Origin of the sequence: Brachyspira pulli (assembly GCF_036997785.1) — a bacterium.
In the GTDB taxonomy this organism is placed as follows: domain Bacteria; phylum Spirochaetota; class Brachyspiria; order Brachyspirales; family Brachyspiraceae; genus Brachyspira; species Brachyspira pulli.
Genome location: NZ_JAWLQI010000049.1, coordinates 1 through 25,086, shown reverse-complemented (window position 1 = coordinate 25,086; position 25,086 = coordinate 1). Strand labels below are relative to the sequence as shown.

At 26.4% G+C, this 25,086-nt stretch carries 27 protein-coding genes; 14 read left to right on the top strand and 13 right to left on the bottom strand.

Going from position 1 to position 25,086, the window contains the following annotated elements:
• Positions 1-119: 119 nt before the first annotated feature.
• Together R4K56_RS10810 and fliS are read right to left on the bottom strand one after the other, a co-directional pair.
• Complete coding sequence (locus R4K56_RS10810; RefSeq protein ID WP_335756489.1) at positions 120-866, bottom strand: early set domain-containing protein; 747 nt, start codon at positions 864-866, stop codon at positions 120-122.
• Positions 867-873: 7 nt separating this feature from the next.
• Positions 874-1,350, bottom strand: coding sequence for a flagellar export chaperone FliS (gene fliS, locus R4K56_RS10805; RefSeq protein WP_335772831.1), 477 nt, complete (start codon positions 1,348-1,350; stop codon positions 874-876).
• Positions 1,351-1,513: 163 nt separating this feature from the next.
• Between fliS and R4K56_RS10800 the strand changes: the two genes are divergently transcribed.
• On the top strand, positions 1,514-2,335 hold the full coding sequence (locus tag R4K56_RS10800; protein WP_335756487.1) for an aldo/keto reductase: 822 nt from the start codon (positions 1,514-1,516) through the stop codon (positions 2,333-2,335).
• A gap of 244 nt (positions 2,336-2,579) precedes the next feature.
• On the opposite strand, the gene R4K56_RS10795 is transcribed toward R4K56_RS10800, so the two are convergent.
• The 8 genes from R4K56_RS10795 to R4K56_RS10760 form a co-directional block, all read right to left on the bottom strand.
• Positions 2,580-3,362 carry a hypothetical protein gene (locus tag R4K56_RS10795; RefSeq protein WP_335772830.1) on the bottom strand — a complete coding sequence of 261 codons (783 nt, stop codon included), beginning with the start codon at positions 3,360-3,362 and terminating at the stop codon, positions 2,580-2,582.
• 15 nt (positions 3,363-3,377) lie between these two features.
• A complete protein-coding gene (gene fliE, locus R4K56_RS10790; protein ID WP_335756485.1) occupies positions 3,378-3,707 on the bottom strand; it encodes a flagellar hook-basal body complex protein FliE in 330 nt (109 codons plus the stop codon).
• 34 nt (positions 3,708-3,741) lie between these two features.
• Positions 3,742-4,203: a flagellar basal body rod protein FlgC gene (gene flgC / locus R4K56_RS10785; protein WP_012670385.1), complete on the bottom strand. Its 462-nt coding sequence runs from the start codon at positions 4,201-4,203 to the stop codon at positions 3,742-3,744.
• Positions 4,204-4,236: 33 nt separating this feature from the next.
• The gene (gene flgB / locus R4K56_RS10780; protein WP_297299576.1) at positions 4,237-4,665 is read right to left on the bottom strand and encodes a flagellar basal body rod protein FlgB; all 429 of its coding nucleotides are present in this window, start codon (positions 4,663-4,665) and stop codon (positions 4,237-4,239) included.
• Between the two features lie 87 nt (positions 4,666-4,752).
• On the bottom strand, positions 4,753-5,421 hold the full coding sequence (locus R4K56_RS10775; protein WP_335772829.1) for a hypothetical protein: 669 nt from the start codon (positions 5,419-5,421) through the stop codon (positions 4,753-4,755).
• A complete protein-coding gene (locus R4K56_RS10770; RefSeq protein WP_335760782.1) occupies positions 5,418-6,860 on the bottom strand; it encodes an AAA family ATPase in 1,443 nt (480 codons plus the stop codon). Before R4K56_RS10770 ends, R4K56_RS10775 begins: the two co-directional genes overlap by 4 nt.
• Before the next feature lie 105 nt (positions 6,861-6,965).
• A complete protein-coding gene (locus tag R4K56_RS10765; protein ID WP_335772828.1) occupies positions 6,966-8,033 on the bottom strand; it encodes a tetratricopeptide repeat protein in 1,068 nt (355 codons plus the stop codon).
• A gap of 4 nt (positions 8,034-8,037) precedes the next feature.
• The gene (locus R4K56_RS10760) at positions 8,038-8,697 is read right to left on the bottom strand and encodes an HAD family hydrolase (protein WP_335756483.1); all 660 of its coding nucleotides are present in this window, start codon (positions 8,695-8,697) and stop codon (positions 8,038-8,040) included.
• Positions 8,698-8,924: 227 nt separating this feature from the next.
• Here R4K56_RS10760 and def point away from each other — a divergent pair, with 227 nt between their 5' ends.
• From def to R4K56_RS10740, 4 genes are all read left to right on the top strand, one after another.
• Entirely contained in the window at positions 8,925-9,488 is a 564-nt protein-coding gene (def, locus tag R4K56_RS10755; protein ID WP_335772827.1) for a peptide deformylase, read from the top strand.
• 6 nt (positions 9,489-9,494) lie between these two features.
• A complete protein-coding gene (locus R4K56_RS10750; RefSeq protein ID WP_335756481.1) occupies positions 9,495-10,145 on the top strand; it encodes an HAD family hydrolase in 651 nt (216 codons plus the stop codon).
• A 116-nt stretch (positions 10,146-10,261) separates the two neighbouring features.
• Positions 10,262-11,506, top strand: a complete 1,245-nt coding sequence (locus tag R4K56_RS10745) for a M23 family metallopeptidase (RefSeq protein WP_335756480.1) — start codon at positions 10,262-10,264, stop codon at positions 11,504-11,506.
• Between the two features lie 214 nt (positions 11,507-11,720).
• A complete protein-coding gene (locus R4K56_RS10740) occupies positions 11,721-12,548 on the top strand; it encodes a GGDEF domain-containing protein (RefSeq protein WP_335772826.1) in 828 nt (275 codons plus the stop codon).
• Here R4K56_RS10740 and R4K56_RS10735 read toward each other — a convergent pair.
• Positions 12,537-13,625, bottom strand: a complete 1,089-nt coding sequence (locus R4K56_RS10735) for a class I SAM-dependent methyltransferase (RefSeq protein WP_335772825.1) — start codon at positions 13,623-13,625, stop codon at positions 12,537-12,539. The genes R4K56_RS10740 and R4K56_RS10735 overlap by 12 nt on opposite strands.
• A 222-nt stretch (positions 13,626-13,847) precedes the next feature.
• Positions 13,848-15,443 (bottom strand): potassium/proton antiporter, encoded by a 1,596-nt coding sequence (locus R4K56_RS10730; protein WP_335772824.1) that lies wholly within the window; start codon positions 15,441-15,443, stop codon positions 13,848-13,850.
• Positions 15,444-15,564: 121 nt separating this feature from the next.
• Between R4K56_RS10730 and R4K56_RS10725 the strand changes: the two genes are divergently transcribed.
• From R4K56_RS10725 to csrA, 5 genes are all read left to right on the top strand, one after another.
• Positions 15,565-15,783 carry an SAP domain-containing protein gene (locus R4K56_RS10725; RefSeq protein ID WP_335770468.1) on the top strand — a complete coding sequence of 73 codons (219 nt, stop codon included), beginning with the start codon at positions 15,565-15,567 and terminating at the stop codon, positions 15,781-15,783.
• A gap of 356 nt (positions 15,784-16,139) precedes the next feature.
• The gene (locus R4K56_RS10720) at positions 16,140-16,436 is read left to right on the top strand and encodes a hypothetical protein (protein WP_335786909.1); all 297 of its coding nucleotides are present in this window, start codon (positions 16,140-16,142) and stop codon (positions 16,434-16,436) included.
• Positions 16,437-16,652: 216 nt separating this feature from the next.
• On the top strand, positions 16,653-17,906 hold the full coding sequence (locus R4K56_RS10715) for a flagellar hook-associated protein 3 (protein WP_335760925.1): 1,254 nt from the start codon (positions 16,653-16,655) through the stop codon (positions 17,904-17,906).
• A 72-nt stretch (positions 17,907-17,978) separates the two neighbouring features.
• Positions 17,979-18,455 (top strand): flagellar assembly protein FliW, encoded by a 477-nt coding sequence (gene fliW, locus R4K56_RS10710; RefSeq protein ID WP_335758603.1) that lies wholly within the window; start codon positions 17,979-17,981, stop codon positions 18,453-18,455.
• Positions 18,456-18,457: 2 nt separating this feature from the next.
• Positions 18,458-18,706 (top strand): carbon storage regulator CsrA, encoded by a 249-nt coding sequence (gene csrA, locus R4K56_RS10705; protein WP_297299589.1) that lies wholly within the window; start codon positions 18,458-18,460, stop codon positions 18,704-18,706.
• Positions 18,707-18,766: 60 nt separating this feature from the next.
• Here the strand turns inward: csrA and R4K56_RS10700 are convergent, their stop codons facing one another.
• Complete coding sequence (locus R4K56_RS10700) at positions 18,767-19,675, bottom strand: hypothetical protein (RefSeq protein WP_335760924.1); 909 nt, start codon at positions 19,673-19,675, stop codon at positions 18,767-18,769.
• 203 nt (positions 19,676-19,878) lie between these two features.
• On the opposite strand from R4K56_RS10700, the gene R4K56_RS10695 reads away from it, so the two are divergent.
• The 4 genes from R4K56_RS10695 (at position 19,879) to R4K56_RS10680 (ending at position 24,661) form a co-directional block, all read left to right on the top strand.
• Complete coding sequence (locus tag R4K56_RS10695) at positions 19,879-20,970, top strand: cell surface protein (RefSeq protein WP_335760923.1); 1,092 nt, start codon at positions 19,879-19,881, stop codon at positions 20,968-20,970.
• A gap of 164 nt (positions 20,971-21,134) precedes the next feature.
• Positions 21,135-22,283, top strand: a complete 1,149-nt coding sequence (locus R4K56_RS10690; RefSeq protein WP_335773040.1) for a double-cubane-cluster-containing anaerobic reductase — start codon at positions 21,135-21,137, stop codon at positions 22,281-22,283.
• 135 nt (positions 22,284-22,418) lie between these two features.
• On the top strand, positions 22,419-23,567 hold the full coding sequence (locus R4K56_RS10685) for an aminotransferase class V-fold PLP-dependent enzyme (protein WP_335770610.1): 1,149 nt from the start codon (positions 22,419-22,421) through the stop codon (positions 23,565-23,567).
• Positions 23,568-23,590: 23 nt separating this feature from the next.
• On the top strand, positions 23,591-24,661 hold the full coding sequence (locus R4K56_RS10680) for an acyl-CoA dehydratase activase (RefSeq protein WP_335773039.1): 1,071 nt from the start codon (positions 23,591-23,593) through the stop codon (positions 24,659-24,661).
• The last annotated feature ends 425 nt before the right edge of the window (positions 24,662-25,086 follow it).

Below are 25,086 nucleotides of genomic sequence, written 5' to 3'. Positions count from 1 at the left end.
AAAAATTTTTAGTATATATAAAAATGTAGAACTATTTATATTTAATGGATAAAATTCTATAATAAAAAAGAGATGCCCATTAAATTATGAACATCTCTTTATAATATTTCTAAATTAATTTAATATTTTATTGAATTAGTTTGATTATAATTAATCAATGTATATGAATGAAGTCTTCCGTCATTACCTTTATAAACATTCATATTAAGAGGGTCAACTTCCCATACTCTATCTACAACGAAATTATAATAATAATTTCCTGATTCTGGTCTTAAAGTTATAACCCATAAATTATTAGAATATGTCATAGGATATCTTAAGCTATCGAAACCCAATTTATCTGAAGTAAACATAACTTCTTTAGCTGTTTCATTACTATAGAAGAATGTTACTGTACCATCAGAGTTATAAATAGGATTCTTTTCATAAAAACCTATATCATTAGTTAATACAAAATAACTAACAGCCTGATTATTATTATCATATTCTGTATTAGAGTTTACTGGGTCATTAATCCATACTCCATTAACTCTGTATCTGTAAGAATATTTTCCAGCTTTTAAAGGTACTTGCCAAAGATAATAATAAACACCATAAGAACTTTTTATAAGAGGAATACTATCTTCCCAATGGTTAAAATCACCTGATACCTCTACAGAATCATAATTTTCAGCAAATGTAAATAATACTCCGTCAGGTACAATACGAGGCGCCATAACATCTTGTATATTATAGTATTTCAAAATTTCCATACTATTCATTCTAGCTTCATACTGAGCTATACTTTCAAAATCTTTATCTTTACAAGATATAAAAAACACAATAGAAATTATAAACAATAATGTTAATTTATATATATTTTTCATTGATATATCAACCTGTTATATTTAATTTACTTTCACCGCTTGATGATGAAGAAGAATCATCTTTCTTATTATAAGAAGATGATGAAGTTTTATTTTCAACATTTCCTTTAGCTAATTGCTCCTCAACACCTTCCCAAGCCATTTTTAATTCTTTAAGATATCTTATAACTTCAAGCAATGGCGGCTTAGTTTTAGATATATTACCTTCTGTAAGTTTTTGATTCATATATGTGTATATAGAAGCAAGTCTATTAGCTATATCTCCTGCCTCATAGTTTAAAGAAGATAAAAGCTCATAAATAATTTCTTGTGCTTTTACTATATTATTATGTGCTTCTTCTGTACCATGTTTCTTATCCATAGCAGCACATGCAGTTTCCAAAAACTTAATAGCTCCATCATAAAGCATAATAATCAGCCTATTTTGTGAAGCTGTACTTACATCTACCTTTTTATATTTTTCGTATCCGTTGTTACTTGCCAATTGAATCCCCCAAATACATTATTATGTTAATTACTAAATATTATCGGAAAATCATAAAATCCATAAAACATTTTTTAGCTATTATATAGTACAAAAAAAATATTGCTGTAATTAAATCTATTATAACATATAATAAAATTAATACTATAATGAGGAATAAATTATGTTTAATGTCAAATTTAATAATGGTATAGAAATGCCTATATTAGGTCTTGGTGTGTATAAAATGACCAATAAAGAAGAATTGGAAAACGCTGTTAAATGGGCAATAGATGCCGGATATAGAAAATTTGATACTGCTCAATTTTATAATAATGAAAAAGAATTAGGCGAAGCTATAAGAAAAACTGGAATTAAAAGAGAAGAAGTATTTATAACAACAAAAATATGGAATACAAAACAAGGATACAATTCTACAAGAAAATCATTTGAGGAAAGCTTGGAAAAACTTAATATGGATTATGTGGATTTATTATTAATTCATTGGCCTGGACAGAAAAAAGAAAGATATTTAGATACTTATAGAGCATTAGAAAATATATGTCAAAGTAAAAAGGCTAAATCTATAGGATTAAGTAATTTTGAAATAAAACATTTAAAAGATATATTTGCTCATTGTAATATAGCACCGGTAGTAAATCAAATAGAAAGACACCCAAATTTATTAAGAAATGAATTAGTAGATTTTTGTAAAAAACATAATATTGTATTGGAGGCTTGGTCACCGCTTGGCAGAGGAAAATTATTTAATAATGATGTTATATTAGATATAGCAAAAAAATACAATAAAACTCCTGCTCAAATAATATTAAGATGGAATATTGAAAGTAATATTGCTGTTATACCTAAATCAGTAAATAAAGACAGAATAGAAGAAAACATTAATGTATTTGATTTTAAATTAGAACAAAATGATATAGAAAAAATAAATTCATTAGAAAATGGAGACAGAATAGGAGCTGATCCTCTTACTTTTGATTTTTAAAATATATAAATGTAATTTTATTTAATATATACCTAAACAACTATATTTTGTCAACCGCAAGCTGCGGCACCTTCCCGCACAGTATAACTTATTATTAACGAAAGTCATCTATACGTGCGGTTGATTACTTATTAATATAAAAAATTAATAATTTATCTTACAAGCAAAATATATTAAAAAAATATTATTTAAATTTATAAAAAAGAAAAAATTGACAAAATATAGTTGTTTAGGTATAAATTAATTATAATGAAAATATATCTTTTATTATATAAACAAAGTCATTCTTTGGAAATTTATTTATATTGATTACATTTTCTATCTTCTCAGCAAAATACAATTTGTTTTGATTAGGCAAGTATGATACAGTGAATATTTGAGCATTGCTATTCAATAACTTTTCTTTTGTATAGCCATATTCTGACATCTCTATTATTCTATCTGGAATATTATCACCATAGAATATAAAAACTGCATGATTATATAATTTAGCTTTTAATATTTTTGCTTTCTCATCATTATCATCTTTTTTGAAAAGTTTTTGATTATCATCTACATATAAATCAAATATTTCATTGATTTCATTTTTTATATTATTTAAAACTGCTTCTCCGTCTTTATCAATATCAACTAAAAAGAAATAATATGCATGTATTATAATAGATTTTTTATTCTTTATTACATCAGCATTTATAAATACTCTTGATGAATTAATAGAATACATACTATAGCCAAAATATCTAAGTCTGTCTATTATATTATCTTTAGTAACATGTTTATTTAATGTATGCTCTAATTGTGAATTATTTCTTATGAATAATAATTTTCTTTTATTAATATTTGAAACATCGATATATAGAAATATTATTGTTGCAATTTCGAGAATAATTAAAAGTATTGTTATATATAATTGATTATTATTATAGATTGAAAAAAAAATTAAGTTGGCAAACGCTATGGCTATAACACCATAAACGCTTGCCCTTAATAACTCTTTTTTGAAGGAGAACAGCTTATTATTGTTCATTATTTCTATTTTATATTATCTATAAGTTGTAACTTCTTGATAAGCTCTAACTGCTCTATCAACTACAGCTTTTGTAAAGCTAAGTGATAATTCAGCTTCAGCAATAGCGTTCATTACATCAGATACATCAACCTGATCTGGTCTTATACCTGCCTGAACGATTAAATTATCTCTGTCAACTTGTTTTTGATTAACAGATTCTATAGCATCGCTTAACATTGTACCGAAATTACTTATTAAATCATTACTAGAACTTCTTCTTAACTGCTGAGCGGGGCCATAATGTCTAGGGTCAGTAGTTTTTAATACAAATCCGTAATTATCTCCAACATTTCCAACGTTCATAAAAAATATCCTTTATAAAAATCTTATTAAAAAATTAATATCTAATTATATTCAAAGCACTTCCAAACATAGTTTTAGCAGATTGAATCATAGTAGAGTTTGCCTCATAAGCTCTTGAAGCTTCCATCATATCAACCATTTCAGTAACAGGGTTAACGTTTGGCATTTCTACATAACCAGCTTTTTCACCATATTTAATAGCATCAGGGTGAGAAGGATCATATACAAATCTAGTTGCTGTTTCCATATCCTTTTCTATGCTGAATACTCTTACACCAGTACCAACATTAGGCTGTAAAGCATCTGGTAAAAATGGGCTTCTATATTTATTGCCGTCATCTCTAGGCTTAAATATAACTCTGCTTCTTCTAAAAGCACCGCCTTCAGTAGTTCTTGTTGTATTAACATTTGCTATATTATCAGCAATAACATCTAGTCTTGTTCTTTGAGCTGTTAAACCGCTTCCAGATGTATTAATTATTGAAAATATTCCCATTTACTATTCTCCTTTAAAATTCACAATACAAAATTAAGCATTGCCTATCATTCTTCTAATTTCTCTGTATTGAGCATTAACTATTTGTGTAAACATTTGATAGCGTAAAGTGTTTTTAGCTTCTTCAGCCATTTCTTTATCTATGTCTACATTGTTTTTATCATTTCTATAGCTAGTATCATAATCTACCGTAATAGTTGGAGCAACTTCTTTATAATTCATAGGCATATGGAAAGGAAAATGTCTTGAATCTGTTCTTTTAGCTTCCATACCATCGTATTTTTCGCTGTCTAAAGCTCTTGCTAATTGATATTCAAAAGTTACATCGCTTCTTTTAAAATTAGGAGTAGATACATTTGCTATATTATCCGCTATAACTTCAGCTCTAAGGCCGTAAACATTTAATAGCTTTTTAGCTACTGTCATAGTTTTAGCATAAGTTGTATCAGCAAACATACTCATATTATTTTACCTCAATAAAATAGTTGTCTTGATTATTGTCGGTTTAATAAAAAAGTGCTTTAACAAATTTTTATATATTGAAAGATATTATAATATAATATTATATTTTTCTTCTAAATACTCTAGAAAATATGGAAAATCTGAATATGGGTAGTTATTTATAGTTTCATAATCATCTAATTGTGAATTAGAATTTATGAATTGTTTATAATAATTAATGGCTTCCTTATGCTTTCTAAAAATATTAGTATCTTTTTCATTTATCATAAACTTAATATTTTCTTTTATACTTTGTAAATTAGAAATAGATGCACCATTTTCAAGATAAAATTTCATCCAATCTTCAAATCCTCTATAAGAAAATACAAAACAATAATCAATTTGAATGCAACTATCATCTTCAATATAACATTTTAATTCTTTTATATTATTCTTTAATTTATTAAAAGCATCAAAAGGTGCTTTATCACAATCTGTTATTATAACTAATATATAATTAGAATTTTGTTCTCCAAAAGATAATATAGGTTCTAATCTCATTTTTATAGCTTGAGATATTTCCTCTATTGCTTTATCAGCCATATCTACATCTCTATGACGTTTATCTAATTGATTTAATTCGCTGTAATTATCAAAATAATCTATATTGTTACTACTTTCTAATATGGCAGATAAATATTTCTTCTCATAAATACCTGTAGAGAAACATATAATAGTAGTTTTTTTATTATTTATATTTGGAATAGTAAAACTCATAACTTATCACTCATATCATTATTAGAGTACATCTTAATAGGTAAATTATAGGTTCTAGGAAAATATTTTGCACCTAATTTATTCTTATTATAGTTCTCCATTAAATTTGTTTTTGTTAATCCTTCTATATCAGAAGCAGAATAAACATAGGTTTTATTTTCCTCTTTTACAACAAATTTAATTTGTTCTAATAGCAAATTTTTAAAATCCATAAGCATTACATCATGAGTAGTCATAAACAACTGAGCAGTTTGTTCTACCTCTTTATACATATTTTTTCTAAATAACCAAAATACTGTTTTTATCAAATCAGACTGAACTCCATAGAATTCATCATGCAATGATAAAGAACCATTTTTTAAAGACTTAACAATGTTATACATATGAAAAGCATATATTTTAGTTCCATCAGATTCTATTTCATCAAAAGAAGCTTTTTTACCATTTCTGTATGAAATAACTTTCTTACGTTCTTTTATTACATTATCATTCTTATTATTCAATGCTTCTAAATTTTCCATCAAAGAAATAATATTATCTATATATCCTTCTTTTTCTGCAAAATCTTTATCTTCCCTCAATTTACTTTTATTTTCCTCATAAGTTTTTCTCATATCTTTTGTAATATTTTCAATTTTTTCATATTGTTCATCTAATTCAAAAGCAATATTATCTATACCAACATCAGCTATTTTTATCAAACTTATATAAAATTCTAATAAATTAACTTCATCTAAATCATTATATATTTCATTAAAAAAAGTATTAGTAAAATTAGGAGTTTTTAAATAATTTATACCTAAATTAGTAGATAATATAGAAATCATCAGTTTTCTATATTTCATTATAATATCAAATTCTTTTTTTTCTTTTGTTGAATAAATATCCATTAAAAATAATATAAACGTTTCATCGGAACGCATTCTACTTTTTTCATCACTTGTTATATTATTTGTTATCAAATCATTATTAATTCTTTCAAAAACTACATTACCATTTTCTGTAAGAATTTCTTTTGTAATTTGTATGCTTTTTTTATATTTATCATCTATTTCTTTATTTTTTACATTTAATTTATAATTAAATAATGAATAATCATTTTTATTTTCATTCAAAACATTAGAATAAAATTCTATTTCAAATTTAGACTCTTTATTTTCACCATAAATAATATTAGGTTTATATATATCATCTAAAAAATCATTATCAACATTAGCTAAACATATATCCAATATAGCCTCAAATATATTAGTTTTACCTGAACCGTTATGCCCATAGAATAAGCATAATTTTGAAATATAATCATTATTTATTTTTAATACAAAAGGATTATCTTCTATGTTTTCTTTAGTATTATGTTTTTTTGGATCTATTCTAAAATCTAATTCTACTTTATCATAAATAGATTTATAATTTTCTAATGAAAATTTAACTAACATTTTTTATATATTAACCTTTATTTTTTATTACAACGATAAAAATTAATATTTAGTATATATTTTTTTAAAACTTTGTAAATATTAATTTTTATATTATATTATATTTTATTTAAAATACAAACTATTCATAACATCTTTAGCAAATGATATTAAATTACTGCTTATTGTTACAGTTGAAGAAATTGTAAGTATTATAGATTCATTGCCCTTGCCTACTACAGCTATGGCATTAAAGAAATCATTTTTATTTATTTTTGAAGTAAATATGAACTCGGCAAATAAATCATTATATTCTTCTCTTTGTTTTATGGATATAGGAGTAATTACAGAGTATAACTCACCTCTCCTTTCTTTAAATCCATCAAAAAGATCTTTTATAGCCTTATCATCATATATTTCATTGCTGTAGCTTATTATAATTGATATTCTATTATCCAGACTTTCTATTTTTAATATTGAACCATCTATCGAAGCATTGAAATTTTCTGGTACAAGTAAATGAAATTTATCAGGATTGGCTTGAATAGGAACGAATTTATCAATATCAAATTTGGCATTATCCCTCAAATATTTCATATTGTTCATTCTATTTATTATATTAGAATCATTTTTATTTATGGTTAATGCCCTATCCAAAATATCTATTGCATTATCATATTTATACATAGCTCTGTATGCTACTGACATATTAATCATTGATAGAACATCATCATTATCTATAGATATAGCTTTTTGATATTTTTCTATAGCATCATTATACTTGCCTTCAATGGAAAGTATAATACCATATTGTCCGTAAACACTTGAATTCACATCACCAAGGGATATTAATTTTTCTATAACCTTTTTAGCTTCATCATATTCATAAGTGCTTATTAATGCCTCAATCTTATTCTCAAGTAAATCCTTATCATCTTCTATAAAATTAAGAGCATTATTCATCAAATCAATAACAGATTTATAGTCATTTTCTTCGTAATATATGTCAGCTAAAACCAAATAACCATATTTATATTTATTATCTTTTTTTATTAATTCCAAAGCCAGTTTTTTAGCATAAGAGATATTATTTATATCTATAAAATTATTAATCTTCTCTACAATAATATCATTACTTTCTTTTATAATATCAAGAATTTCATCATTTGATGCATTAATAACTTCATTAACCATATTATTATCTCCAATTAACTATGATAAAACCTTTATCTTTATTATTCAAAGCATGTGATTTTAATCTTTTATCCGGATTAACACATACCTTAATGTCGGCAAAATCAAAAAGAGGTAAATCACTTATAGAATCACTGTAAGCTCTGTTTTTATCGCTATGCTTCGTAAAGAAACTTTCAGTATATAATCTGTACCTCTTGGCTGAACCATAACAATTCCTTCCGTACATATATCCAGTATACTTTCCTCTAAAAGTCCATAACTCTGTACCCATACATCTGTCAAAACCTAAATTTTTTGCTATATATTTCGCATATATTTCAAAACTAGCTGTAATTAAAACCAGTGTATATCCTTCTTTTTTTAATCTTTTTATTTCTTCCAAGGCATCTTGATAATAAAGTGTTGGTACTACAGTATCTGCAAATTCCTTGCCTATTTTATCACCGAATTCTATATCTATATTTTTAAATATATGAGCTATTCTATACTTTACGCTTTCATTATTTATTATTTTCAAACAGAATAAAAGGAAATAAGGTATCAAAGCTATATAATAAATTATACTGCTTGGATTCTTTTTTAAATAGAATTTCATAAATGGAACTATAGAATCTTTACTTAAAATCGTTTTATCCAAATCAAAATATGCTACTCTCATCATGAAGTTTATTCTACAACAAAAAAATCATTTGTCAAAGGAATTTACTAAATTTAAGCCCAATTAATAAAAAAAATTATGTAAACTTGATATAAAAAATGTCTTGACTATAAATAAAAATTTATTATAATGTGATTAATAATTTTTATTTTTTTGATAAAAGCAATTAAATAACATAAAAAATTAATTAATAATAAATATTATTAATTTCTATAAATTTAGGAGAAAACATGCTTAGAGAGTTAGTTATATACGGAGATGAAAGACTGCAGCAGGTATCAGGAAAAATAGAAAAAGTTGATGAAGAAATACTTACTTTAATAGATGATATGTTTGAAACTATGTACAAAGAAAGAGGTGTAGGACTTGCTGCTGTACAAATTGGTGTGTTAAAAAGATTAATAGTTGTATCAGTACCAGATTTTGACGATGAAACAAAGCCTGATTTTAAATTAGCTTTAATAAATCCAGAAATCGTATGGCATGGGGAAGAAAAAGAAGTATTAGAAGAAGGCTGTTTATCATTCCCAGAAATAAGAGATGATGTAGCAAGATACAAGCAAATAAAAGTACAGTATATGGATAAAGAAGGAAATGAACAGATATTAGAAGCAGAAGACCATATAGCAAAAGTTCTTCAGCATGAAATAGACCATACAAACGGAATATCCTTCATAGACAGACTTGAATCATATCAAAAAAGAAGATTAAAAAGAGAATTAAAAGAGCTTAGAAACAATACTACACGCGTAATAAAAAAAGCACAAAACAGAGAAAAATTACAGAACAGTTAAATTATAATGATTAAGAACATAATATTTGATTTAGACGGAACTTTAGTAGATTCAATATATGATATTCATAATTGTGTAAATACTACTTTAAAGCATTTCAGCCTAGAAACTATAACAATGGAAGATGCACATAAATTCGTCGGAAATGGAGCAAGACTTCTTATAAAACGTGCTGTTAATAAATATAGTAATAATGAAAATATAGAAGAAGAAGCATATAACTTTTATATGAAATGTTATGAGGAACATTGTGTTGATAATACCAAACTTTATGATGGTGTTTATGATACATTAGAATCATTATATAAACAAGATAAAACTATGTTTATTATAAGCAACAAGCCAAATAAAATGGTAAAAAAAACTGCTGATAAGTTGAATATATTAAAATATTTTAAAGCTGTTATAGGAGATGGTGTTTATCCATACAGGAAACCAGATGCAAATATTTGGTATAGTTTAAAAAAAGACTATAATCTTATAGAAGATGAGACAGTTATGGTTGGCGATGGTGTTCCAGACTATGAATTTGCCATAAATTCAAAAATAAAATGTTTTATTGTTTTGTACGGAATAACCGATAAAAATATACTTTTAAATTTAAAAAACAATTATTATCTAAATTCATTTAAAGAAATTTCCGAACATGTACAATGAAAACTAAATTTTAAAAAAAAGAAATTACATACTTGACAATACTAAAAAATATTTTATATTAGTATGAATTATTTATTAGTAAATCAACAGTTTGGTATTAATTTAACAGTAACAACATGAAAAATAACAAATTTAAGTACACCAAAATCCGCAAAGAGACTGGCATGTTTTCATATTTGGAAGATATGTTAGGCAAAATCAAATCAAAATTTAACAATGACAGCAATGCTACTAGAATCAGAACAACTTATGTTCATTCTACAAGGTATGTCGGCGAAAAAAAGAATAATGTATTTGTAGGTCTTATTAAGAAATTCTCAATCACAGTTCTTTCATTATCTCTATTTATGTTTCTAGCTAATTTCTTAATAATGAATATGCGTCAAACTTCTAATGCTGCAATACTTCCAAATGATAAAATGCCTACAAATATAGCATACAATAAGATATTAGATGAAATGTCGCCGGAACAATTGTCAAGCAATCCTGAAAATAGTTTATCAGAAGTTCCTACTGTAACATCTGCAGTAACTTTAGAAAATGCAACTGATATTTTCTACAATACTATAACAGCAGATAATACATTAGTTGGCGATGGTACAATAGGAATGAAATATGATGAGTATATAATAGAAGAAGGCGACAACTTAACTGTTATTTCAAGAAAAATAGGTGCTAATTTAGATACTATAGTTAGCGTTAATAAAATAACAAATGCCAATAGATTAAGACCTGGACAAAAAATCATAGTTCCTAACCGTAATGGTTTATTATATACTATGAAAAAAGGCGAAACTATAGAAGAAGTTACAGAAAGATATGATGTAGCTTTAAATAGAGTTCTTAGCTTTAATAAAATAACAGATACTAATGCTATAGCTGCTGGAGATGATATATTCTTACCAGGTGCTAAATATACTTTAGATGAAAGAATAGATAAATTCGGACAGATGTTCAGTATTCCTACAACTATCACTAGAATAAGCAGTGTATTTGGATACAGAGTTCACCCTATTACAGGTGTTAGAACTAAACATATGGGTGTTGATATACCTGGAAGACTTAATACTCCTGTATATGCTGCTAGAAAAGGTAAAGTTATATTCGCAGGTTACAGCGGCGGTTATGGTAATTTGGTTATAGTAAGACATGATAAAGGTTACACAACTTATTATGGACACTTAAACTCTATAACTACAAAAGCTGGTGCTAATGTTGGTGTTGGTGTAATGATAGGAAGAATGGGAAGTACAGGAAGATCTACTGGAAGCCATTTACACTTTGAAGTAAGAAGAAATGGTGTAGCATTAAATCCTGCTGATTTCATACCTATCAAGAAATATTTGAGAGGAAGAAGATAAAAATTAATTAAATAAATGAAAAGGACTCACTTTTTGTGAGTCCTTTTTTAATTTATAAAACAATATTCATAACAAAACAATAAAAATTACATATCTAAAAATTTTTATTGTTTTTCAAATAAGAACTAAAATTTTGTTAGAATTTTTACAATATTTATTACTTTTTTGGAAACTACTATTTACAATTATACATTGTTTAGTATAATGTATCACCATGAATGATATAAGAGAAATTATAGACACTTTAAATGAAATACCAGATCCTTTTTCGGTAGATGGAATAATAAAGACTTTTGAAGCTAGTTCTCAAAAAGTGATAAAAAGTTTTGCCATTTATTTTTGTAAGGAAGATAGTACAGAAGCTGCTTTATGGTATGTATCAGCTAATAAAACTGTTATAAACAATAAGGAAAATAATGAACAATATCCATTATTTGCTAGAGGTAATGAATTCGGACATATAGTTATTAATAGCAATAAGGATAAAGATAAAATAGCAATATTAATAAATTATTTGTCTATAATACTTTATAGTGAAAAATTATCATTCTTAGCAAATAGAGATAAATTAACAGGGCTTTATAATAGAGGTTATATATTAAAGTACCTTCAAGAAAAAGAAATATCTAATCAAATATATTCCATAGTAATAATAGACTTGGACAAATTCAAACATTATAATGATACTTATGGTCATAATATAGGAGATCATGTATTAAAGAATGCTTCAAGAGTTATGAAAAAGGCATTAAAAAACATACCTCACAAATCGGTATTAGGAAGATACGGCGGAGAAGAATTTTTAATTGCTTTTGATATAGATAATAAAGATATTCTTTTTGACGCTATGGAAAAAATTAGAATTGATTTAATGGAAAGTGATTTTTCTACAGAAGAATATTCATTAAAGGCAACTGCTTCTTTAGGCGGGGCTATCAAAGAAAAAAATATAACACTAAGAGCATTCATAAATAAAGCAGATCAATCATTATATAATGCAAAAGAAACAGGAAGAAACAAATCTATAATATTAGATCTTTAATTTAAAATTCAACAATGAATGATATGTCTTTCCTATTCTATGATATTCATTTACAAGTTTAAATCCTTCTTCTTCTATTGTATCTACAAGTAATTTATAAGGATACATTTTACTGTTGCCGTTAGCAATAGCTGTAAAGTACAAAGATGTAGCCTGTATTGAAAATGCTGATGATATATATTTTTGTTTATCCCATAATGGTTCTAATACAAATATATCAGTATCTTGATCAGAAACTTCTTTTACCTTCCTCATTATTAATTTTATTTGTTCTATAGAAAAACAATCTAAAAATTGACTCATCCAAATAACATCGCAATTTTTTGGTAACTTATTTTCTTCTTCCAATATGTTCATAGGGAAGTACTCTACTCTACTCGAAAAATTATTATCATCTATATTTTTTTTAGCTAATTTAATTTGACCTTCTAAATCTACTAATGAACATATAACATCATTATTATATTTCAATGCTGATATAGAAAACTTTGCTGTATTAGCACCTATATCCATAATATTTTTTCTGCTCTTTTTAAAAATAATAGGCAAAGAACTTTCATAACAGCCGTCAGAATAATAGTTGTCAAAATCTATCCAACTTTTTCTGTCGCTTTCAGGAATGGAAGATAAGCCCTTGTATATTGTTTCGTAATCTCCAAATACTTTCAGTCCTTCTGGCTTTGAATTTTTTAAACTGTCATTTAAATAAAACATTCCCTTATAGCATATATCATTTACAAAATTAATATTTACTCTTGTAAGATTATCATTGATAAGGAAAAATCCTGTTTTACCCAAAATATATTTATAAGGATTAGAATCTTTTACGATTTTTATTAAAGAAAGTCCTAAACTTAGTTCTAGTAAAGTAGAAAGAGCATAAGATGATAAATTTACCTTTTTTAAAATATCTTCTTCTGTGATTCCAGCATCTCCTGCTTCTTCTATAATCTTTAATATATTAAAATCTATCATGCATTTTGAAACTTGAAATATAATAGGAGCAAAAGCTATTTTTTGAGCTTCAAATCTAGCATCTATTGCTTTAATATCATCATTATAAAATTCTTCCAACATAAAATATCCAAAAGTATTTTTTTTGAGTATAATAAGAAAATATAAAAAAGTCAATAAAACAGAGCATATAAAAAAGTCACTTTTATTTAGCTTTAAGAGTTATAAAGCTAAATAAAAGTGGGAGATTATTTATGAAAAATACTATATATTATAACCATTCTTAAAGTATATGGTAAAAAATAAATAATATTTTTTCATTTTTTACAAAAATCATAACTAAAATTATATTTCTCTTAAAAGCACCACATCTTTATCTTTAATCATAGTATTGCCTCTAGGAATAACAGTTCCGCCTTCTCTCTTTATCATTACTATCAAATTGTTATTAGGCAAATGTAAATCCTTTAATTCTTTATCTCTCCAAGGGTGATGAACATTAATATGTATCTCTCTAAGACTTATATCATAATACTTAGTCTTTTTAGCATTCAATATAACAACATCTCCTTGTTCAATAACAGTTTTTCCATTAGGAATAATAGTTGTTTCGCCTCTTTCTATAGTTACAATTATAGAATCCTCTGGAAGTTCTATTTCCATTATAGGTCTTCCTACCCAATGATGATGAGGAGGTATTGTAATTTGTATAAGCTCCATATCAGAATCATCTACATAGTCGTTGAATGTTTTAAGTACATTTTCATCTGAGTCAACTAAATCTAATTTTTTGGCCACAAAAGGAAGCAATGTACCTTGGAATGATACGGATATTATAGCTAGGAAAAATACAATGTGGAATATATCATAACTTATATTGTTGTTATTAACTATTACAAATATTGCAAATACTATTGATGCTGCCCCTCTAAATCCTGCAATCATAACTAATAACTGTTTTTTAAATGCCACTTTAAATGGTGTAAGCAATGAAAATACCGCTATAGGTCTTGCCACAAATGTTATAAAAAGTGCTACATAAATAGCTGTAGGAGCAATATTGAATATTCTTGAAGGGAAAGACAGAAGTCCTAACAAGAAGAATAATACCATTTGCATAAGCCCTGTAACACCATCAAAGAAATGCACTAAAGTAACTTTATTTTTAATTCTAGTATTTCCTAAAACTATACCAACTAAATAAACACTTAAATATCCATTACCGCCAATTACAGCAGAAAGAGAATAAGAAAGCAATGCTACAGCAAGTACAAATATAGTATCAAGTCCATTAACTGAGAATTTAAATCTTCTAAGAACATTATAAGCCATAAATGATACTGCAGCAGCTACAATCAAAGCAAAAACAATTTGAGCAAATACCATATATATAATAGCAAAAGGACTTGTTAAAGTATGCCCTAAAAGCCCTAAAAATATAACGGTAAGCATATATGACATAGGGTCGTTACTTCCGCTTTCAAGCTCTAATAATGAAGCCAAACCGTCTTTAAGGTTCAAATTTCTGGAACGCAATATTGAGAATACTGAAGCAGCATCTGTTGATCCTATAACAGAGCCTATTAAAAAGCTTTCAAACAATTCAAATTTAAGAACAAAATAACATAAAGCACCTGTTACCATAGAAGTAATAAAAGTACCTATAAATGACAAAAGAAAAGCTTTACCGGCAACAGGTTTTGCTGCCTTCCAATTTGTTCCAAATCCGCCGTAAAACATAATAAATATCAATGTTATAGTACATAACTGTTCAGCAACTTTATAATCATCAAACTCTATCTTCAAAAGTCCGTCTGTACCAAATATTATTCCCAAAAACAAAAAAAGCAAAAGAGAAGGTACTCCTACTTTAGTTGAAATTTTACTGACAATTATACAAAGAATAATTATTATAGATGATAATAATATTGAAAAATTCATGAAAATATAAATCCTATTAAAATAAAACTACTATATTATATATACTATTTTAAAAAAGTACATATAAAATAACAAAAAAATTTAATTGTAAAAAACGCCCAAACATTATAACATTTTATATATGAGACCTAATTTTGAAGATATAAAATCATACGAAGAATTTAATAAATACTATTGGTATCATAATGAATTAAAATCTATATGCAAACAATTAAATATTAATCATATAGGCAATAAAAAAGAATTAAATAAAAATATAGAAGAATATTTCAATGGAAATTTGATACCCAAAAAGAAAATAAGAAACATTAAAAAAATAAAATATACTAAAAATTTTTAAGTTTGTCAATTTTTTTATTGTTCTTTTTCCCGCCGCAAAAAGAACCAAAAAGTGCAAGTATAACATTAGTACTAAATCATACTAAAATAGTATTACATGTAAGATAGATTATTAATTTAAGCTAAAATGTAGCCCTTTTGCTTCTTTGTGGCAACAAAAGAAGTGGGGTCTGGGGCAAAGCCCCAGATATAAAAACAAAAATATAAATTTATTTTTGACAAAATATAGTTGTTTAGGTATATACAAATATTAATTTAGATTCAAAATTATTAGAATGCAGTTTTGCTTTTAATAATAAATTCAGAGAATTATTTTCTAAATATACAAATCAAAATAAATTTAAATTCAATGCTGATATGGCAGCAGTTTGGAAAAAAGTAAAAGAAAACAATGATGCTAATTTCACTATAAAAGATATGATTGATGTTTATTATAAAAAAAATAATTATGCAAAATATGATAATACTTCATGTCAATGGAATAAATTCTTAAAGGATTTCTGCAATGATGATAGAAATAAAATTTTTAAAAATAAATTAAAAGCAGCTTCTATACTTTGGAATATAGTAAAAAATTCTGATAAAGAAAAAATATACTCTTATAATCTAGTAGAAAATAATTATGATAAATTAAAAGAATATTTAAATGATTGATTAGTTATCATAATACAATAATATAATTTTTAATAATAAAATGTAATCATAATATTTTTTATAATTATAGTTTCCGATAATAAAGAAGAATTTTTTATGATTTTTTATAATATATAAAAAATCTAAATCATAAAAAAATAATAAAAGAATTTTTAATTATTACGAGAATAGAAACGATATATAATCACTTCTATATAAAAACAGGAGATACAAATTATGAGAGTTACTGAACAAGCCCAATTCAATAGAACAGTTAGTACAATAAAAAGAAACTATAATGAGATGGAAGCTTCTCAAACTAGATTATCTACTGGTCAAAGGGTACAGTACCCTCACCAGAATGTTACTTCAACTATAAATTCTATCTACTACAGAACTAGAATGTCTTCAGTTGATAGATACCAAAATAATATAGTTGATGGTAAAGAAAAATTAAGCGTAGCACATGATTCTATGTCTGGAATAACAGAAGCTTTAAATAGAGCTAGAGATTTAGCAGTACAAGGTGCAAACAGTACTTATGGTGCTGATGACAGAGCAAAAATGGCTATGGAAGTTGAAGAAATGTTAGAAAGAATATATGACATTTCAAAAACTCAAAGCAAAGGCGAATTTATATTTTCAGGTACAAGTATAAAAACTGCCCCATTCAGAGCATTTTACGGACATGATGAAAAAGCTGGACGTTCTTTAATAAAATCTGTTATATATGAAGGTGATGCTAATGCTCAAAACAGAGAAGTAGAAAATGGTCAAGTTATCAATGTTGCTACTCCAGGTAACTATGCTTTCTGGGGTACTGATATGGAAATTATTTCTACAACAGATGCTTCTACTTATGTAGCTGCTGAAAATCAAGATATTATGATTGATGATATGGTTATCAATATCAAACAAGGTGATAATATCGAAGCAATAGTTCAAAGAATAAATGATGCTAATGGAAATGTAAGTGCTAGCATAGGCGATTTAAAAGGCGGAGAAAAAGTTATACAATTAAAAACAGGAACACCTCACAAAATATTATTACAAGACTTATCAGGCGGTACTGTACTACAAGATATAGGTTTAGTAAGAGTTGGTGCTCCTAATACTCCAGAAAACAACTATGAGCCTAGTGCTTTAGTTACTGGAAAAAGCGTATTTGAAACTTTAATATATTTAAGAGATGCAATGCTTAATGATGATGTAAGAGCTATAGGTTCTGAGGCTTTAGGTTACATAGATAGTGCTTTAGACAATGTTGCTACTGTACAAGCTAATGCTTCATCTAAAGTAACAAGATTAGATATGGGTTATGCTAGCTTTGAAGATCAAAAATTGGCTATTGAAGAAGCTTTAGCTAAAAATGAAAATATTGATTATGCTGAAGAAATAGTTAACTTCAATATGTGGCAATATGCTCATAATGCTTCCTTACAAACAGCAGGAAGATTATTAGGCAGAACTCTTATGGATTATTTAAGATAAATAAAAACTATTAAATATAAAAAATAAATGCTGACAATCTAAAAAATAAAAAGGATAAAAGGAAATTATTATATGCCTGAAATAGAATCTAGGATACTGGGAAAAATAGAAGTTTCAGATGACTCTCTATATCATTTAAATGGTACAATATTAGCTTTTGAAGACTATGATGAGTTCTATTTAGTTAATATGGACGAGGAAGGAACATTTAAAATCCTACAATCTAAAGACAATAAAAATGTATGCTTTATACTTATTGATCCATTTTTGGTATTCAAAAATTATGAACCAGATGTTCATGATGATGATATAAAGTATTTAGGCATAGAAAATAAGGAAGATTTATACCTTCTTACAATTGTCAGCATTCCAAATAATGATTTAAAAACTATGAGTGCTAATTTGGTAGCACCTGTAGTTTTTAATATCAAAAATCATAAAGCTAAACAATGTACTGTTTCCGGAGATAAATATACTACCAGACATTCTATTCTATTAGAAGATGGTGATAATAATTCAGAAAATAAAACAGAAGAAAGGAGTTCATAACAATGCTTGTACTTTCTAGAAAAATTAATCAAAGCATAGTAATAGGTGATAATATAGAAATAATGCTCGTTGATATAAGAGGAGATCAAATCAAACTAGGCATTAATGCACCTAAAAATGTAAAAATATTCAGAAAAGAAGTTTATGAAGAAATAGAAAGCCAAAACTTAGAAGCTTCCAAAGAGGCTACTGCTGATAAATTAAATATTTTGAGCAATTTTGTTAAAAATAAATTTGGAAGTAAAAAATAATCTTAATTATAATCTTTTTATTTTAAATCTTTTTTATTTATTCTAATTAAACTTATTAATTTAACCGCTGAATGGATTAATCAAACCGCCGTTTCTTATTAAATTAATTGGTGTTAGTATCAAATATGATATTATTACATTGAATAATGATATTATAGAAGAAAATATTAAAATCATATTATAAGTTTCAAGCAGTTTATTTATAGAAATATATACAGAATCTGGTATATCTATTTTTAAAAATATTTTTATCAAAATCAAAAATGTATTTAATATTAAAGATACAGCAAATATTACAATCATACCCTTCCAAGCATGAGATAAATCTGCAGGGCTTAATTCCATATGAGAAGCTATTGATATTGATAAATATAAAAATATCCAAAATGTTATACTTTTAAATGAAGAATAAGTAATCACATTTTTTATTATATTAATGAAAATATTATATGTATATACAAAAATATTAGAAACACTGTAATATAGCACAGATAAAATTTCTGAATTGAACATTTGTTTATATTGAACATGAGGCATTTTGAATATATTGCTTTTTAATTCAGGAGCCAATAATATAAATAATAAATAAACTATTAATGTGCCAATTATAATAGGGCCAACACCTATAAAGAAATTTCCTATTTGCTGATACCAGCTCCTAGAATCATAACTATGAAGTACATACCCTATTGTGTCTGACTTTGTATTGAATAATTTAATATCATTGATTTTATGTCTGAATATTAAACAAAATAAAGCATGAGAAAGTTCATGTATAGGAGTTCCTATCCAGCCAGTAAGATATACTTCCGTTTTTGAACCTAATGTTTTAGCGAATATTCTTCTTGTTAAAGATGAAAGAACATATAGTATAAAACCAAACAGTATAATACTGCCGAATAGTCTGAATAAATCTATAATTGTTTTTGATAAAATAACAACTATAAAATAAATAAAATCTTTTATCATATAAAACTCTATATTTATCAATTTATCGGAAGAAGATGACCTTAAATTTAATAACAAACAAATAAAACAATAATTATAAATTGCACTTGAAAAAATAAGATTTCTACTATAAACTAATACGACATTATTATATAATGTCGATTGTATTACAATATTAAATAATATCTGTTTTGCAACATATAAATACTAAACGCGGAGAAAAAATGAAAAAGTTCGTATGTCTACTATTACTATTATTTAGTTCTTTTGCATTTGCTATAGATGATATAATAGACAAAGATAACATGCATAATTTAATAGATGGTGTAACATCAACAAGATTCGGTTCTGACAGAGTAAGCACAATATACGATTTTGCTCCTATGATGAATCACAACACTCCTTTCAAATTAGGGGTTGCTATACTAGATTTATCACATATAGTTGATAACAGCTATTCAAATCAAGATGGAAAAAGAAAGTTAGCATTTGTACCTAAAGGATTTGTTGGTTTAAGTTATGGAATGTTTGCTTTCGGATATCAATTTAACTTATATAATGACCTTACTGATAAAAATGCACCAATAGCACATAGCCATTCTTTTTCATTCGGATTTGCAAATGACAGATATAGATTATCTTTCCCTGTATCATTCTCTTTTGGAGATCAAAATTATTATGGCGGAAAAGTATCTGTAAGTACAACACCAAAATTTAGTTTTCTCTTTAGAGGCGGATTATTAGATGAATTTACTATGTCAGTTCATTATGGTATACAGCTTTCAAGTACACCAAAAGAAGTATCCGGCAGTAAAACACCTCCTATGGTTATTGGAGGATCTTTATATGGTAATATAATGCTTACAAGATTTGATAATTTCCCTGTACAAATAAGTTTGCCTATTAAATTGGCTTATTATTATGGTATAGGAGCTAGATGGGCAACTATAGATGCTGGATATGCTGATGATGCTTTAAATAACTATTACTATAGTGATGTTGAACAAACAGAAAGAGCTACTGACAGTATGAGATTCTATGTATTACTTCCTGCCAAGTTTGAAGCTAAATTGGGTGCTTTATACACTTATATAATGCCTAGACTTATGTTTGAAGGAAACATATACAAAACTGACGGCGAATACAATTTGCATTATGGTGTTGAAGGAGAACTTCAAGTTACCCTTATTGAAAACCTTACATTTGGTTTGACTGCTTATGCTGAAGGACAAGGTATAATGAAAAAAAGTGCTGATTTCAATATAAATAATGCATTCGGCGGCGGAATAGATGTTTGGGGAATTTGGAGATATTAAAAAATATGATAACCAATTTCGCAAAATCTAAAATAATAGCAGCTATATCATATTTATCTATAAAATATACTAGACATAATTAATATACCTTTTCTATAGTCTATAGAATTCAAATTAATATCATTTTTAATTTAATTTTATTTAATATATAAAGGAATAATAGTATGTCTAATAATAATTTACCGGAAATTTTTGAAACATTTAATGATGCACGCAAAAAAGGCTTTATTACAATGAAAGAAGAAAAAGATAAAGGAAGAAATGTAGTAGGCACTTTTTGTACATATACACCAAAAGAAGTAATATATGCAGCTGATGCTATAGCAGTATCATTATGCTCTACAAATGATGAAACTATACCAGAAGCTGAAAAATATTTACCTAAAAATTTATGCCCATTAATAAAATCAAGCTATGGTTTTGCTATTACTGATAAATGTCCATATATGTATTTTTCTGATATTATAGTTGGAGAAACTACATGCGACGGAAAGAAAAAGATGTATGAACTTTTGGGTGAAATAAAAGATACTCATGTAATGCAGCTTCCTCATTCAAGAAATGAATTCTCTATAGCACTTTGGCAAAATGAAATAAAAGAACTTATAAAAAGATTAGAAAAAAAGTTTAATGTAACAATTACAGAAGAAAAATTAAAAGAATCTATAAAATTATGCAATGAAGAAAGAAAAATAATAAAAGAGTTTTTTAATTTAGGAAAATTGATACCATCGCCTATTAAAGGCAGTGATATGCATGAAGCTTTGCAGGCATCTAATTATAAATTTGACAGAAAACTCTATATGGAAGAAATAAAAAAATTAGTAGATACTCTTAAAGAAAAACATGAAAAAGGAGAATCTCCATTCACTAAAAATACACCTAGAATATTAATAACAGGCTGCCCTACTGGAGGACTTGTAGATAAAATTATAAAACAATTAGAAGAAGTTGGATCAAGTGTTGTTTGTTTTGAAAACTGTGTTGGAACTAAAAGTTTTGAAATGCTTGTAGATGAAAATAAAGATCCAATAGAAGCTATAGCAGAAAGATATTTAAATATACCTTGTTCTGTTATGAGCCCTAATGATGAAAGAATGGATATAATAAAACAATATATAGATGAATACAAAATTGATGGTGTTGTAGATGTTACTTTAAGTGCTTGTCATACTTATGCTGTAGAAAGTGAAAAAGTAAGACGTACTGTAGAAGGATGCGGAAAATCATATTTACAAATAGAAACTAATTATTCTAACAGCGACAGCGGACAGCTTAGAACAAGATTAGAAGCATTTGTTGAAATGTTATAATTTCAATTTTTCAATATAAATAAAAATTGTAAGCCTATAATCAATTATTATAAAGCTTGCAATTTTTATTAATTTATTATTAAACATTCTATAAAAACAAAAAACAAACAAAAGTTAGTATGATTGGGATATATTATGATATATTTTGATAATGCAGCAACTACATTAAAAAAGCCTGATACTGTTGCTAAAGCAGTTTTTGAAGCTATAAATAGTTTTGCCAATGCTTCGAGAGGCTCTTATGAATCATCTTTAAATAGTGAAAGAATTATACTAGAAACTAGAGAGAGAATAGTAAAACTTTTTAATGGATATAGTCCTAATTATGTTGCATTTACAAGTAATTCAACAGAGGCATTAAATACAGCCATTAAAGGAATAATAAATAATTATCAAGATACACATATCATAACAACTTCTTTAGAGCATAACAGTGTTTTAAGACCTCTTTATGAAATGGAAGAACTTGGAGCAGAAATTACAATAATAAAAGCAAATACTGATGGTAAAATAGATTATAATGAAATAGAAAAAAATATAAAATCAAAAACAAAAGCTATTATTTGTACACATGCCTCAAATGTTACAGGAGATGTTTTAGATATAGACTTCATTGGTAATTTATGTGCAAAACATAATATATTATTTATATTAGACGCCTCACAAAGTGCGGGAAGCATTGATATAGATATGAAAAAAAGTAATATAGATATTATTTGTTTTACTGGACATAAAGGTTTAATGGGGCCTCAAGGAACAGGAGGATTATGTATAAAAAAAGGAATAGAAATTAAACCATTAAAAACAGGCGGTTCAGGAATAAAAACATATTCAAAAACTCAGCCGGAAAATATGCCTACAAGACTTGAAGCCGGTACTTTAAATGGGCATTCCATAGCTGGTCTTAATGCTGCTTTAAAATTTATAGATAAAGAAGGCATAGAAAAAATTAGAAAACATGAAAAAGAATTAGCAAATTATTTTTATAACGGCATTAAAAATATAGATAATATAAAATTTTATGGTAATTATGATACAGATAATAGAACTTCAATAGTAGCTTTAAATATAGGCGATATTGATTCCGGAAAAATTTCTGATATACTAGCAAATGAATTTGATATAGCAACAAGATCCGGCGGTCATTGTGCTCCGCTTATGCATACATCTCTTGATACTGTAAAACAAGGAATAGTAAGATTTAGTTTCTCTTATTTTAACACAATAGATGAAATAGAAATAGGCATTAATGCTGTAAAAGATATAAGTAAGCGTTTTTTATAAAATAATTATTAAAGGAAATAAAAATGTATTATATTGGTATAGATATAGGATCCACTGCTTCTAAAGTGGCTGTTTATGATTCTGAAAAAAATGACTTTATAGAATTATTTATGATTCCAACAGGCTGGTCTGGAGTTGAAGCTGCATCAAAAATACTAGAAATGCTTAAAGAGAAAAATATAGATAAAGAAAATTCATATTTTATAGGTACTGGTTACGGCAGAGTATCAATAGAATATGCCAATAAAACTGTAACAGAAATAACTTGTCATGCCAAAGGAGCAAATTACTTATTTAATAATTTAGACGGAACATTGATTGATATAGGCGGACAGGATACAAAAATAATAAGTATAAGAAACGGCAAAGTTGACAATTTTATTATGAATGATAAATGTTCTGCTGGTACTGGAAGATTTATAGAATTAATGGCAAATTCTTTGGGCTGTTCTATACCTACCCTACTAGATGAAGCTTCAAAATGCAATAGTACAGATGTTGTTATAAGCTCTATGTGTACAGTTTTTGCTGAAACAGAAGTTATAAGTCTTAAAGCAAGCGGAAAGCAAAAAGATGAAATTGCCTATGCTATAGTAAATTCTGTTGCAAATAAAGTTGCCTCTCTTTGCGGAAAATTTAAAGATAATACCTACTTTCTTACAGGCGGATTATGCGTATTTGATTATTTAATAAAAACATTAGAAAAAACTTTAGGAGGTAAAGTTATCACTAACAGCAAAGGTCAGTATGCTGGTGCTATAGGAGCTGCTATTATAGGTTTTGAAAAAAATTCATCTGATAAAAATAATATAAAATCTGAAACTTCAAACATAGCAACAAAAAAAGAAGATAAAGAAAAAAGATTAATAATAACTTTCAATACTACAACTGATGTTATGAGAGCAGAAAAAGTTTTCAAAGATATTATGCTAAAGAATAATGAAACTTTAGGAAAAATAATATCTATACCAAGTGAAATATCAGCAGGCTGCGGTATGTCTTGGGAAAGTGAGATATTTTTTAAAGATAAATTGATAGAAGCATTAAAATCAAATGATATAGAATATGATAATTTCTATGAGATAAATAAATAGATTTTATAATATAGTTAAACAATATTTTATATAAATAAATTTGTATATCCCTAAACAACTATATTTTGTCAATTTTAGTTTTTTCAATTTTATTGCTTGTGGTGGCTTTGCCCCCACACCCCCAGTTCTTTTGTTGGCATAAAGAACCTTATATCCTCGACAGGCTCGGATACGCTTCGCGAAAGACTGCATTTTTAGGATATATACTATATTTAATAGGCATGTTTTTAATATAAAGTTCTAGCAATTGCGTTTTTTGCTACTTTTTTGTGAGACAAAAAAGTAGAGAAAATTTACATAAAGTGCATCGGTTGACAAACTTAAAATTTTTCAGTATATACTGAAAATTTTTAAGTTTGTCATTTTTTTAATCTATTGTATAATAACAATATGGATTTTAATTTAACAGACGAAGAAATAAAATT